The sequence below is a fragment of the Methylobacterium sp. D53M genome (assembly GCF_053345625.1).
In genome coordinates, this window is the sequence record NZ_JBKFAL010000011.1 from 1 (window position 1) to 12,815 (window position 12,815).

General features: G+C 71.8%; 11 protein-coding genes. 6 read left to right on the plus strand and 5 right to left on the minus strand.

Annotation, left to right across the window (positions count from 1 at the left end; all coding sequences use genetic code 11):
- Window positions 1-213: 213 nt before the first annotated feature.
- Together ACLBYG_RS16545 and ACLBYG_RS16550 are read right to left on the minus strand one after the other, a co-directional pair.
- Window positions 214-462, minus strand: coding sequence for a hypothetical protein (locus ACLBYG_RS16545; protein ID WP_447682114.1), 249 nt, complete (start codon window positions 460-462; stop codon window positions 214-216).
- Window positions 463-551: 89 nt separating this feature from the next.
- The gene (locus ACLBYG_RS16550; RefSeq protein WP_056533583.1) at window positions 552-1,025 is read right to left on the minus strand and encodes a CYTH domain-containing protein; all 474 of its coding nucleotides are present in this window, start codon (window positions 1,023-1,025) and stop codon (window positions 552-554) included.
- Window positions 1,026-1,270: 245 nt separating this feature from the next.
- Between ACLBYG_RS16550 and ACLBYG_RS16555 the strand changes: the two genes are divergently transcribed.
- The 6 genes from ACLBYG_RS16555 (at window position 1,271) to paoC (ending at window position 8,793) form a co-directional block, all read left to right on the plus strand.
- Window positions 1,271-1,741, plus strand: a complete 471-nt coding sequence (locus ACLBYG_RS16555) for an NUDIX hydrolase (protein WP_020094084.1) — start codon at window positions 1,271-1,273, stop codon at window positions 1,739-1,741.
- Window positions 1,742-1,944: 203 nt separating this feature from the next.
- Window positions 1,945-4,404 carry a bifunctional diguanylate cyclase/phosphodiesterase gene (locus tag ACLBYG_RS16560; protein WP_447682115.1) on the plus strand — a complete coding sequence of 820 codons (2,460 nt, stop codon included), beginning with the start codon at window positions 1,945-1,947 and terminating at the stop codon, window positions 4,402-4,404.
- 138 nt (window positions 4,405-4,542) lie between these two features.
- The gene (locus ACLBYG_RS16565; protein ID WP_012321181.1) at window positions 4,543-4,740 is read left to right on the plus strand and encodes a hypothetical protein; all 198 of its coding nucleotides are present in this window, start codon (window positions 4,543-4,545) and stop codon (window positions 4,738-4,740) included.
- Window positions 4,741-5,047: 307 nt separating this feature from the next.
- Entirely contained in the window at window positions 5,048-5,623 is a 576-nt protein-coding gene (gene paoA, locus ACLBYG_RS16570; protein WP_020094082.1) for an aldehyde dehydrogenase iron-sulfur subunit PaoA, read from the plus strand.
- Complete coding sequence (locus ACLBYG_RS16575) at window positions 5,620-6,570, plus strand: FAD binding domain-containing protein (RefSeq protein WP_447682116.1); 951 nt, start codon at window positions 5,620-5,622, stop codon at window positions 6,568-6,570. The genes paoA and ACLBYG_RS16575 overlap by 4 nt, the downstream gene beginning before the upstream one ends.
- A gap of 3 nt (window positions 6,571-6,573) precedes the next feature.
- Window positions 6,574-8,793: an aldehyde oxidoreductase molybdenum-binding subunit PaoC gene (gene paoC / locus ACLBYG_RS16580; RefSeq protein WP_447682117.1), complete on the plus strand. Its 2,220-nt coding sequence runs from the start codon at window positions 6,574-6,576 to the stop codon at window positions 8,791-8,793.
- A 32-nt stretch (window positions 8,794-8,825) separates the two neighbouring features.
- Here paoC and ACLBYG_RS16585 read toward each other — a convergent pair whose 3' ends face one another.
- From ACLBYG_RS16585 to ACLBYG_RS16595, 3 genes are all read right to left on the minus strand, one after another.
- Window positions 8,826-9,056, minus strand: coding sequence for a DUF6894 family protein (locus tag ACLBYG_RS16585; protein ID WP_020094079.1), 231 nt, complete (start codon window positions 9,054-9,056; stop codon window positions 8,826-8,828).
- Window positions 9,057-9,262: 206 nt separating this feature from the next.
- A complete protein-coding gene (locus ACLBYG_RS16590; RefSeq protein ID WP_042672263.1) occupies window positions 9,263-11,869 on the minus strand; it encodes a TonB-dependent receptor in 2,607 nt (868 codons plus the stop codon).
- Between the two features lie 291 nt (window positions 11,870-12,160).
- A complete protein-coding gene (locus ACLBYG_RS16595; protein WP_447682118.1) occupies window positions 12,161-12,778 on the minus strand; it encodes an SOUL family heme-binding protein in 618 nt (205 codons plus the stop codon).
- Between the last annotated feature and the right edge of the window lie 37 nt (window positions 12,779-12,815).

Genomic DNA, 12,815 nt, shown 5'->3' on the forward strand with positions numbered 1-12,815 from the left:
CCGCCCGTCGACGCGGCGCCCGCCCGCGTCCCGCCGCCGGCCGCGTCGGGTCCCACGTCGGGTCCCGCGTCGGGTCAGGGCCCGGCGCCCCGGTCGACGGCAGGGCGGCGGACGAACGAGCTGCGGCTCGGCGAGCGCTGGAAGCGGCGCCTGCCGCACTTCATGCGCTGATCCCGCGCCGACGGCCCGGCCGCGCCCTCGCGGCCGGCCGCGTCAGGTGAAGAACGGCCTGAAGTTCTCGAGCCATCCGCGCAGCCAGGCCTCGCAGCCCTGCCGGGCGCCCTCGGCGTCCTGGCCGTGCCCCCAGATGTCCTCGGCCAGCGGGCTCCACCAGGTCCAGAACCGGCTCGATCCGTCGTAGGCACAGATCCCCACGACGACCGTCCCGACCCGGCCGACGAAGCGCGGGAGCGGCACGCCGGCGGTCTCGTTCTGCGTCCAGGTGATCAGGGTCCGGGGCATGCCGTGAGAACGGTGGCCGCCCCGGGATGTTCACGGGCCCGGATGTTCGAGATGTTCGACCGGACGGATCCGCCCGGCGCGTCGGGGACCTAGGCCGCCCACCGCTCCGGCACCGGTCCCGCGGCCAGCCGCGAGTTGCGGTAGCGCGCGTCGTCGGTGACCTCGCGCTCGACCCAGGGAGGGAGCACCACCGGCTGGTCCTCGCGCTCCAGTTCGATCTCGGCCAGGATCAGGCCCGCGAGGTTCCCGCCGAACACGTCGACGTCCCAGACCGCCCCGGCATGCGCGACCCGGTAGCGGGTCTTCTCGAGCCGCCGGCCGGGCGGCACGGTGGCGAGGAGCGCCGCGCCGTCCTCCGGCGCGATGGCGAACTCGATCTCGTCCCGGCTGGCGCCGCGGCGCGGGCTCTTCCACGTGATCAGCGCGCGCTCACCGGCCCGGCGGATCCGGATCGTGTTGGCCGCGTCGGTGAAGAGGTATCCCTGAACCAGGGGCGTCCCCGCCCGGCACAGCGCCAGAACCGACGGGTTCGCGATGAACTTGCGCTCGATCTCGACAGCCATGCCGCGCCTCGTGGACGTTTGACGCGTCAGCCTTCGCCGACAAGCCGGCCCGCGACAAGCCGCCTGGAGGGGATGAGCACAGCGTTACAGGCATGGCTCGGTGCCAATGCGCGCGGGCTGCAATGGGATCGTGTTAAACTTATGTAAAAGCGTGAGGAGGCCGTCGATTGCAGAAGCATCATCAGAAATCCCGCCCTTCTCCGTCCGCGAGGTCAGCGCTGAAGACGGCATCCAAGCGGCCGAACTTGAAGAAGCTGCTCCGCAAGGCGCAGGTCAAACCGCTCAAGCAGGTGGCGGCCCTGCCGTTCCGCGTCGGCGCCGACGGCCGGATCGAAGTCCTGCTGATCACCTCGCGGGATACGGGACGCTGGATCATCCCGAAGGGCTGGCCGATGACCGGCCGGAAGGCCCATCAGGCCGCCGCGCGGGAGGCCTACGAGGAGGCGGGGCTCGAGGGGCAGATCGCCGCGAACCCGGTCGGACGGTACCATTACCAGAAGCGCTTCGACCACGGCCGCGCCTTCCCCTGCATGGTCCGCGTCTACCCGCTGCGGGTCGAGGCCCAGCACGAGCGCTGGCCGGAACAGGCCCAGCGCACCCTGCAATGGTTCGCGCCCGAGGAGGCGGCGCGCCTCGTCCACGAGGACGAGCTCCAGGAACTCCTGACGGATTTCGCGGCGCGGCCGATCGAGATCCGCGGCGACGGGCGCGGCTGACGGGCGCCGCGACGGGCACGGGCGGGCGGACCGCCGCCGCGCCCGAACATTCAACTCCTGATCTGCGGCCTGACCGGCGCCCGGCGGCGCCCGGAAGAGCCTCGTCCGCATCGCGGACCGGACCCGTGTCCGGTCGAAATGCAACTTCTGATTAGTATCCGCGGGTTAAGGTTCCCGCCGTCGCAGATGGGCGGGGCACCTCGATGTATCGCGCGTTCGCTTGCCTGACCGAGGAACATACCGGCTGGGTGGTCGCCCTGGCCGCCTGCGTGTGCTGGATCTCCTGCGCGGTGGCCCTCAAGCTCGAGCAGCGCGTCCAGGTCCGCGCCGACGGGCACGGGCCGGTCTGGCTCCTGGCCTCGGGCTTCTCGATCGGGGCCGGGATCTGGAGCACCCACTTCATCGGCATGCTGGGCTACGATCCCGGCGTGGTGCTGGGCTACGAGCCGCGCACGACCCTGCTCTCGCTGATCGTCGCGATCGCGGCCGCCACCGTGGCCTTCCTGTTCGCCCGGGCCACGCCGTCGCGCTGGGCCGGGGCGGGGGCGGGCCTCGTGCTCGGGATCGGCATCGCCTGCATGCACTTCCTCGGCATCGCCGGCGTGCGGCTGCCGGGACACTTCACCTGGGACCCCGCCATGGCCGCCACGGCGATCGCGGCGGGCTGCGGACTCGCGGCCGCCGGCATGGCCATCCATGTCGGCAGCGCGGGCGCGCGGGCCCGGCTCGCGGCCGCGACCGTCCTGACCCTCGCCATCGCGATCCTGCACTTCCTCGCCATGGCCGCCGCCCGCGTGGTGCCGGACCCGGCCCTGGCGGTCCCGCGGCTCGGCCTCGCCCGAGGCGTCCTGGCCGGCGGCATCGCCGGCGTGATGGCGGTGATCCTGGCCTTCGCGGCGCTGACGCTGATGCTGGACCACCTGCGCCGGATCAACGTCGCCCTGGCCCGGCAGGGCCGCATGCTGCGGGAGAAGACCCTGCTGCTCGACGCCACCCTCGACAGCATGGACCAGGGCCTCATCATGGTCGACGCCGGCGGCGTGGTCCGGGTCTGCAACGAGCGGGCGCTGGCACTCCTCGACCTGCCCCGGGCGATGATGCAGGCGCGGCCGAGCTACCGGGCTGTGCTGCGCCACGAGGCGAGCCGCCGCGAGCGCCGGCGCCCGGACCGCTCGATCCGGACCTGGATCGAGCGCGGCGAGGCCGGGCAGACGCAGGTTCACGAGCGGGCGCGGCCGAACGGCCTCGTGCTCGAGATCCGCACCGTGCCCCTGGCGGATGGCGGCTTCGTGCGGACCTTCACCGACATCACCAAGCGGAAGGCCGCGGAGGCCGAGGTGGCGCGCCTCGCCCGCCACGACGTCCTCACCGGCCTGCCGAACCGGGCGCTGTTCCACGAGACCCTCGCGCGCAGCCTCGTCGACATCGTCCAGCGCGGCGGCGCCTGCGCGGTCCTGTACCTCGACCTCGACGGCTTCAAGAGCGTGAACGACAGCCTCGGCCACCAGGCCGGGGACGAGCTCCTCCGGCGCGTGTCGACCGGCCTGCGGGGCATCGCGGGGGACGGAGCGGTGGCCCGGCTCGGGGGCGACGAGTTCGCCGTGCTCTCGGCCGGCGGCGCGGCCGAGGCCGAAGTTCTGGCCGAGCGCCTCATCGCGCTGTTCCACAGCCCGTTCAGCGTGGGCGGGCACCGGGTCGGCGTCGGCCTGAGCGTCGGCATCGCGCTGGCCCCCGAGCACGGGACGGATGCCGAGCCGCTGTACCGCCGCGCCGACCTCGCCCTCTACCGGGCCAAGGCCGAGGGCCGCGGCACGTACCGGATCTTCACCCCCGCCATGGACGAGGAGGCCGAGGAGCGGCGGGTGCTCGAGCGCGACCTGCGCCAGGCCCTCGACGACAACACCCTGAGCCTGCACTACCAGCCGCAGGTGGAGGGCCACACGGGGGCGCTCGTCGGATTCGAGGCGCTCCTGCGCTGGACCCACCCGGTCCGCGGCAGCGTGTCGCCCAACGTGTTCGTGCCCCTGGCCGAGGAGACCGGCCTGATCGTGGCGCTCGGCGACTGGGTGCTGCGCGAGGCCTGCCGCGAGGCGGCCCAGTGGGCACAGCCCCTGAAGGTCGCCGTCAACCTCTCGCCCCGCCAGTTCCAGAAGCCCGGCCTGCCCGAGACCGTCCTGGCGATCCTGGCCGAGACCGGTCTCTCGCCGGACCGCCTGGAGCTGGAGGTCACCGAGAGCATCATCATCAACGACATGGCGCGGGCCGTGGGCATCCTCCGCCGCCTGAAGAGCTACGGCATCCGGATCAGCATGGACGATTTCGGGACCGGCTACGCGTCGCTCGCGACCCTCCAGGCCTTCCCGTTCGACAAGCTGAAGATCGACCGCTCCTTCGTGGCGCAGCTCGGAACCGGGCCGCAGGCCGCCGTGATCGTCCGGGCCGTGCTCAGCCTCGGCCGCAGCCTCGGCATGGGCGTCGTCGCGGAGGGCGTCGAGACCCACGCGCAGATGAAGTTCCTGACCGAGGAGGCCTGCGGCGAGATGCAGGGCTTCCTGTTCGGCAGGCCGCGCCCGATCACCGACTACGCCGCCGCGGTCGGCGGTCCCGCCGGCCCCGCCGAGGAGTCCGCCCGGGCCGAGCCGGGCCTCGCCGCGGTCGGCTGAGCGGGATCGCCGATCCGCCGCCGGGAACCCGCCCGATCGCTCCGACGTTGGCCCCGCAGATTGGATCACTTCTAAGGTCCAAGCTCTCGTCCCCCGCCGGGACGGCCCCCGGGCCGCCGGCCTCACAGGAGCCCGACCATGAACGCCAAGTGCGAGACCTGCCGGTTCTTCGACGAGCACAAGGGCAACGGCGCCGTCGCGCAGAACGATGCCGGCCTGTGCCGCTTCAACCCGCCGGTCAGCCAGCCCGCGCCCGAGTCCAAGGGCCTCTGGCCGGTGGTCGCCGCCCAGGACTGGTGCGGCCACTACACCGCCGAGATGACCGCGGCCGAGTAGGCGCGTCCGCCACGCGACGATCGGGGCCGGCCTTCGGGTCGGCCCTTTCGTTTGGGCGGGTCCCGGCGCGGCCCGCCGCAACTTTCGCGTCCCCGGCCGCGCCGCCCCCCTGACCATCGCGGGAGCGGGCTCTACCTTGGAGTCGATCCAGGGTGCCGCCGCTTTGCGGGATGTCTTGCCGGGATGTCTTGCCGGGATGTCTTGCCGGGATGTCTTGCCGGGATGTTTCGCCGGGATGTTCCGCCCGCGGGCCCCGGCGACCGGAAGCCCGTCCGCGCCTTCGTGATCTGAACCGGAGAGAGACTTGATGGTGAGCGCCGAAACCGTGCCCCAGGACCCGGGCGCCAGACCTGCGCGGACCGACGCACCGGTCCTCGCCGCCGTCACGTTCACGGTGAACGGCGAGCGGCGCACGCTCGAACTCGACACCCGCACCAGCCTGCTCGACGCCGCGCGCGAGCACCTGCACCTGACCGGGTCCAAGAAGGGCTGCGATCACGGCCAGTGCGGCGCCTGCACGATGATCGTCGACGGGCGGCGCATCAACGCCTGCCTGACGCTGGCGATCATGCACCAGGGCGCCGAGATCGTGACCGTCGAGGGCCTGGGGCAGCCCGACAGCCTGCACCCGATGCAGGCGGCCTTCGTCAAGCACGACGGCTACCAGTGCGGCTACTGCACGCCGGGCCAGATCTGCTCGGGCGTGGCCGTCCTGGAGGAGATCAGGGCCGGCATCCCGAGCCACGTCACGGCGGATCTCGGCGCGGCGCCGCAGGTGACCGAGACCGAGATCCGCGAGCGGATGAGCGGCAACCTCTGCCGCTGCGGCGCCTATTCCAACATCGTCGAGGCGATCACCGAAGTCGCCGGGAGCCGCGCATGAAGTCCTTCACGTACGAGCGCCCGGGCACGCCCGCCGCGGCCGCCGCCGCCGTCGCCGCCACGCCCGACGCCAAGTTCATCGCCGGCGGCACCAACCTGCTCGACCTGATGAAGCTGCAGATCGAGACCCCGCGCCACCTCGTCGACGTGAACGGGCTCGGCCTCGACGCGGTCGAGCCGACCGAGGAGGGCGGCCTGCGCATCGGCGCCCTGGTGCGCAACACCGATCTCGCGGCCCATCCGCGGGTGCGCGCGGATTACGGGGTCCTCGCCCGCGCGCTGCTCGCCGGCGCCTCCGGCCAGCTGCGCAACAAGGCGACCACCGCCGGCAACCTGCTGCAGCGGACCCGCTGCCCGTACTTCTACGACACCGCCCAGCCCTGCAATAAGCGCCAGCCGGGCTCCGGCTGTTCGGCGCTCGACGGCGTGAGCCGCCAGCTGGCGGTGATCGGTGCCAGCGAGGCCTGCATCGCCACGCATCCGGGCGACATGGCGGTGGCCATGCGCGTCCTCGACGCCACCGTGGAGACGATCGACGCGGGGGGCGCCGCGCGGAAGATCCCGATCGCCGAGTTCCACCGCCTGCCGGGCGACGACCCGTCGCGCGACACGAACCTCGAGCCCGGCGAGCTCATCACCGCGGTGACGCTGCCGAAGCCCGTTCCCGGCACGCACATCTACCGCAAGGTCCGCGACCGCGCCTCCTACGCCTACGCGCTGGTCTCGGTGGCGGCGATCCTGGGCAAGGACGGCTCCGGCCACGTCGCCTTCGGGGGCGTCGCCCACAAGCCCTGGCGGGTCGAGGCGGCCGAGGCCGATCTCCCGAAGGGCGCCCGGGCCGTGACCGACCGGGTCTTCGCCGACGCCGAGCCCACCCACGAGAACGCCTACAAGCTGAAGCTCGCCGAGCGGACCCTCGGCGCCGCGCTCAACCAAGCGAGGGCCTGAGCCATGAAGTTCGACACCGCCGCGGGCCCGAACCCGATCGACCGCCTCAAGGTCGTCGGCCTGCCCACCGACCGCATCGACGGCAAGTACAAGACCACCGGCACCGCGCCCTACGCGTACGAGCGCCACGACGCGGCCCCCGACGCCGCCTACGGCTACGTGCTGGGCTCCGCCATCGCCAAGGGCCGGGTGCGCAGCATCGACACGGCCTCGGCCCGGCAGGCGCCCGGCGTCATCGGGATCGTCACCACCCTCGACACGCCGCGGATCGAGCGCGGCGTGATGAACGTCGCCTACCTGTTCGGCGGCGACGTGATCCAGCACTACCATCAGGCGATCGCCGTCGTGGTGGCCGAGACCTTCGAGCAGGCCCGGGCGGCCGCCTTCCTGGTGACGGTCGATTACGCCCCCGAGGCCGGTGCGTTCGACCTCGCCGCCGCGGCGAAGACCGCCGAGCCGGTCCCAGCCGACAGCGGCGAGGGCAGCGGCGGCAACGGCGAGGAGCGGACCGGCGACTTCGAGGGCGCCTTCGCGCAGGCCCCCGTGACGCTCGACGCGACCTACACGACGTCCGACGAGAGCCACGCCATGATGGAGCCGCACGCCACGACGGCGGCCTGGGACGGCGACCGGGTCACGCTCTGGACCGCCAACCAGATGATCGGCTGGGGCCACGGCAGCCTCGCCAAGATGCTCGGCCTGCCGAAGGACAAGGTCCGGCTCGACGCGCCCTACGTCGGCGGCGGCTTCGGCGGCAAGCTGTTCGTGCGCGCCGACGCGGTGCTGGCGGCGCTCGCCGCGAAGGCCACCGGGCGACCGGTCAAGGTGGCGCTGACCCGCCCGCTGATCGCCAACAACACCACGCACCGCCCGGCCACGATCCAGCGGGTCCGGATCGGCGCCCAGCGGGACGGCACCATCACGGCGATCGCGCACGAGAGCGTCTCGGGCAACCTGCCGGAGGGCGATCCCGAGACGGCCGTGAACCAGACCAAGTACCTCTACGCGGGGGCGAACCGCCTGACCGCCATGAAGCTCGCCCGGCTCGACCTGCCCGAGGGCAACGCCATGCGCGCCCCCGGCGAGGCCCCGGGCCTCGCGGTGCTGGAGGTCGCCATGGACGAGATGGCCGAGAAGCTCGGCCTCGACCCGGTGGAGTTCCGCATCCGCAACGACACGCAGGTCGTCCCGACCCAGCCGGACCTGCGCTACTCCCACCGCGACCTCGTCGGCTGCCTCAAGCTCGGCGCCGAGCGGTTCGGCTGGGCCAGGCGCAACCCGAAGCCCGGACAGGTCCGGGAGGGGCAGTGGCTCGTCGGGCACGGCATGGCGGCGGCGTTCCGCGACAACATGGTGCTGAAGTCGGGCGCCCGGGTGCGGCTCTCCGCCGACGGCACGGTCACGGTCGAGACCGACATGACCGATATCGGCACCGGCAGCTACACGATCATCGCGCAGACCGCCGCCGAGATGATGGGCGTGCCCCTCGACCGGGTCGTGGCGCGGCTCGGCGACTCGGATTTCCCGGTCTCGTCGGGATCGGGCGGCCAGTTCGGCGCCAACTCGTCGACCGCGGGCGTCTACGCGGCCTGCGTGAAGCTGCGGGAGGCGGTCGCGCAGAAGCTCGGCTTCAACGCCACCGACGCGGTGTTCGAGGACGGAGAGGTCCGCGCCGGCAACCGCGCCATCCCGCTCGCCCGGGCCGCCGCCGATGGCGAGCTCGTGGCCGAGGACGCGATCGAGTTCGGTGAGTTCTCGAAGACCCAGCAGGTCTCGACCTTCGGCGCCCACTTCGTCGAGGTCGCGGTGGATGCCTATACGGCGGAGGTCCGGGTGCGGCGGATGCTGGCGGTCTGCGCGGCGGGCCGCATCCTCAACCCGAAATCCGCCCGCAGCCAGGTGATCGGCGGGATGGTCATGGGCACCGGGGCGGCCCTGATGGAGGAACTGGCCGTCGATACCAAGCGCGGCTTCTTCGCCAACCACGACCTCGCCGGCTACGAGGTGCCGGTCCACGCCGACATCCCGCACCAGGAGGTGATCTTCCTCGACGAGGTCGACCCGATGTCCTCGCCCATGAAGGCCAAGGGCGTGGGCGAGCTCGGCATCTCGGGGGTCGGCGCCGCGGTCGCGAACGCGATCTACAACGCCACCGGCATCCGCGTGCGCGACTACCCGATCACCCTCGACAAGCTCCTCGACCGCATGCCGGACGCGGCCTGACCGGGGCGCGGGGACGTCCTGCCGGGCGTCCCCTACGGGTCCACGACGTGGAAGCTGGCCCGGGCCCGCATCACGAGGCGACCGTCCTCGTCGTAGGCGCGGGCGGTGAAGTCGTTCACCCCGGTCTCCTCGCCCTCGTCGTGCAGGAGCGCCGTCAGGGTCCGGCGCAGCAGGTCCCGCAGGGCGGCCCGGTCCGGGAGGACCGTGCCCTCGTCGTCCCGGACGGCGACGTGGTCGGCGGTGTCGATGAAGTAGCGCGGCATGGGTGTCTCCAGGATCGGGATGACCGGGACGGGAGCGCCCGCAAGCCTCGCCGGCGGCCGATCAGGGATACAGATCGGGTCGGCGGCCGCACTCATCTGGGTTTGAAAGACCGGGCCAATCTCTTGGCCGCCAAGGACCGATGACGCGAAACAGAACGGGGACCGTGGATCCCACGGCCCCTCGCATCATCGTCCCGTGGACGGGATCAGTACTTCCGGATGATCGGCTCCGGCGCCATCGGGACCGGATCCGCCCCGAACCGGTAGGTCAGGCCGGCGTAGATCGAGAGCGGCTGCGCCAGGGTGGTGGTCCGCGGGTCGTTGATCGACAGGTTGCCGGCGACCGCGCCCGTCTCGGCGAAGGTGCCGAACGTGGCGTAGCGGTTGTTGGTCAGGTTGGTGATCAGCCCGAAGATCTCCAGGTTCTTGCTGACCTGATACTTCGTCGTCAGGTTCATCACATAGTAAGCTGGCAGCTTGCGGTTGAGGTTCGATTCGTCACCCCGGTAGTAGGACGACGAGAAGGCCGAGACGTTGAGGCCGAAGCGCCAGTTCGGGGTGATGCTGTACTCGAAGCCCGCCTTGATCTGGTGATCGGGGATCAGCGGGATCTTGTCGCCCGGCCGGACGCGGATGCCGCCGTTCGGGATCACGTCGCCGCCCACGGCGCCGCCGGCCGCGCCGGTGCTCGCCAGGGGGTTGTTGGGCGACGAGAGGGTCGCGTTGAACTGGAAGGTCGCGTCGACCAGGGCGTAGTTGGCGTAGACTAGCAGGTCGGGCGTGACCGCGTACTCGGCGCCGACCTCGATGCCCTGGCGCCGGGTCGCCGGGACGTTGATGTAGTAGGCGCGGGCGGCGTTGCCCGCGACGGCGACCTGGTAGAGGTCGTTGCTCAGGTCGGTGCGGTAGACGCCGGCCTTGTAGGTGAGGGCGCCGCCCGACAGGAAGGCCGGGATCACGCCGCGGAAACCGGCCTCGTAGGTCCGGCCGGTGACCTGCTTGAGCGGCGGATCGGCCACGAGCGAGTTCGGCAGCAGGCACGGCTGGGTCGGGCTGGAGCAGGACAGCTCCAGCGGGGTCGGGGCGCGGTTCGATTCCGAGTAGCCGCCGTAGAGGTTCAGCGCCGGGTCGAACTGGTAGGTCAGGCCCGCGAGCGGGTTGACCTTGGTGTACTCGTGCACGCCGGTGACGTCCGGCGAGAACCCGGTCTGGTCCCGGGTCTGGATGCGGGCGTAGTTGAGCCGGAAGCCGCCGGTCAGCGACAGCCGGTCGGTCACGTCCAGCGTGTCGGTGGCGTAGAGGCCGAGATACAGGGTCGAGCCGCTGACGTTGCCCGGCGCGAGGCCGATCGCCCCCAGCGTGCGGATGTCCGGCGTGCCGAGGCCCGGGATCGTGCCGTAGTACGGGTTGTTCGGATCGACGGTGATCGACAGGTTCGGGTTGATCACGCCCAGCTGGCTCGCCGACTTGAACGAGAAATTCGAGGCGTCGACGCTGCCGCCGACCACGAAGGCGTTGTTCAGGCCGAAGATCCGGTCGCGGTTGGCGGCCTGGAGCGAGCCGCCGTAGGATTCGGCCTCCGTCCGGGTCGTGTCGATCGTGCCGTACGGGATGTTCCGGACGAACGGGATCGTCTGGTTGTTCAGGCCGAGGATCGCGAACTGGTTGGCGTAGGCCCGGCGCGCCGCCACCTGGCTGGTGGGCGGCGCGTTCACGTTGAACGCGTCGTCCTGGTAGCAGAGCGAGCCCCGGAAGCTGCTGCGGCTGCTGCAGTTCTCGAAGTTGCCCTGGTTGCCGTCGACGTAGAACTCGCTGAAGCGCCGGTAATAGGCGTTGCCGGCGAGGTCCCAGGTCGGCGAGAGGTCGACCCGGCCGGTCAGCTGGAGCGTGCCCACCTGCGTCGTCTGGGTCTGCGGGTAGGTGAAGATCGCCCGCGGGTCGAGATGGGTGAAGTCCACCGGCGTGGCGGCGGCGGCGCCGTAGAAGCTGCGGGCGGCGAGCCCGATCAGGTGGAACTCCGAATCCTGCGAGCGGTAGCCGAGATCCGCGTAGAGGCGGCCGATCGTGCTCGGGTTCTGGTAGCGCCAGCCGCGGTCGTTCAGGCCGTCGCCGGTGAAGTAGAAGCTCCAGGGGCCGGAGATCTTGCCGTACTCGAGGTAGCCGGCGGTGCGCGCGTCCGAGCCGCCCCAGGCCGAGATCTCGGTGCCCTGCCAGGTGAAGCCGTTCTTCATCTGGATGTTGACCGCGCCGCCGATGGCGTTGAGGCCGAAGACCGGGTTGCCGGTGACCACGTCGATGCGCTGGATCGCCTGCGGCGGGATCAGGTCGAAATTGACGACGTCGCCGAAGGCCTCGTTGATGCGCACGCCGTTCTGGTAGACGGCGAGCCCCTGCGGCACGCCCTGCACCGACGAGGCCGTGAAGCCGCGGTAGCTGAGATCGACCCGGTTCGAATTGCCCTGCGAGTCGTTGAGGTTCACCCCGGGCGTGCGCCGCGCCAGCGTGGCGATCACGTTGTCGGAGCCCTGATCGACCTCGATCTGCCGCGCGGTGACGGTCTCGACGGTGCTGGGGATCTTGTTGAGCGGCTGCTCGGAGCCGCGCAGCCGCACCCCGCCGGCCGGGGCCGGCAAGGTCGGCGCGGCCTGGGCGAGCGTATCGAGATTCTGGGCGCCGCTGGAATTGCCGCCGCCCGCACCCACCGGCGACGTCGAGACGACGCTGATCTCGCCGAGGGTGACGGATTGTTGAGCCTGCGCGACACCCGGCAACAGAGCCACGGACGCGATCAAGCTGCCTCGCAGGGCCCGCATATCTTCCCCCAACCTGGATTCGAAGGCACGCGCCGCTTCGCGTCGGCTGCGTGCGCCTCACTGATCTCGGGTCGGGCCGCGACCTCAATTCACATTCTGTTTAATCCCTGCCGGGGACGACTTGCGGGCTCGAATGATCGGCCCTGTGGCGCAAAGACAACAAAAGAGGAAGATCGCGGCAAGTCTTCGGGATTATTATGAAGGACATCGCGGGATAATTGCGCAATCGGGCCGGTCCTCCGGGGCGGCGTCCGAGGCCGCCCACTGGGTCGTCAGGACCGGTCCCGGCTCTCACGGCGGCGGCAGGCGGACGGCGACCTCGTTCCGGCGCAGGAACGGAATCGCGAAGGGCGGGTCGTAGCCCATGACGAAGGGCGCACCCGCCGGTGCGCGGCCGGCCGCCGCCAGGACGGCGGCGAGGATGCCCGCCTGCGCGGCCCGCGCCTCCGGGGTGAGGCGGCCGGAGAAGCGCAGGGCCGCGACCCGCTCGGCCGGGACCTCGACCAGCCGGACCCCCGGCTCGGTCGGGGCCGGCGCCCCGGCCGCCGCCACCGCGCGGGGCAGGAAGAACCGCATCGTGCCGGTGCCGTCCCGCTCCACCGGGACGGTCATGGCGATGTGCTGGGCGATGCGCTGGCCGCCGCTCTCGACCGGCGCCGTCATGGCGATGCGGTCCCCGGCCCGGTTGGCGCCGGTGATGTAGCGGAACAGCCGCCCGAAGGCGTCGCCGTCGCCCTGGCCGCGCGCGTCGGTCTCGACCGCGAGGCGCGGCGCGTAGGACCGGATCTCGACCCCGCGGTCGAGGCGCTCGACGACCGCGTAGGCGGGCTGCTCGTAGAGCGCCCGCACGCCGAAGATCCCGAGCACCGCCTCCGCCAGGGTGACGAGCGCGTACATGACCCTGTCCATGGGACCTCCGGGGGCGGGCGCGGCGTCTCCCGCGCGC

Bases quoted from the DNA above. Each gene is read 5' to 3' on its own strand.
- ACLBYG_RS16545 (WP_447682114.1), bottom strand. From the start codon at position 462: ATGCCCCGGACCCTGATCACCTGGACGCAGAACGAGACCGCCGGCGTG.
- ACLBYG_RS16550 (WP_056533583.1), bottom strand. From the start codon at position 1,025: ATGGCTGTCGAGATCGAGCGCAAGTTCATCGCGAACCCGTCGGTTCTG.
- ACLBYG_RS16560 (WP_447682115.1), top strand. From the start codon at position 1,945: ATGTATCGCGCGTTCGCTTGCCTGACCGAGGAACATACCGGCTGGGTG.
- ACLBYG_RS16565 (WP_012321181.1), top strand. From the start codon at position 4,543: ATGAACGCCAAGTGCGAGACCTGCCGGTTCTTCGACGAGCACAAGGGC.
- paoA (WP_020094082.1), top strand. From the start codon at position 5,048: ATGGTGAGCGCCGAAACCGTGCCCCAGGACCCGGGCGCCAGACCTGCG.
- ACLBYG_RS16575 (WP_447682116.1), top strand. From the start codon at position 5,620: ATGAAGTCCTTCACGTACGAGCGCCCGGGCACGCCCGCCGCGGCCGCC.
- paoC (WP_447682117.1), top strand. From the start codon at position 6,574: ATGAAGTTCGACACCGCCGCGGGCCCGAACCCGATCGACCGCCTCAAG.
- ACLBYG_RS16585 (WP_020094079.1), bottom strand. From the start codon at position 9,056: ATGCCGCGCTACTTCATCGACACCGCCGACCACGTCGCCGTCCGGGAC.
- ACLBYG_RS16590 (WP_042672263.1), bottom strand. From the start codon at position 11,869: ATGCGGGCCCTGCGAGGCAGCTTGATCGCGTCCGTGGCTCTGTTGCCG.
- ACLBYG_RS16595 (WP_447682118.1), bottom strand. From the start codon at position 12,778: ATGGACAGGGTCATGTACGCGCTCGTCACCCTGGCGGAGGCGGTGCTC.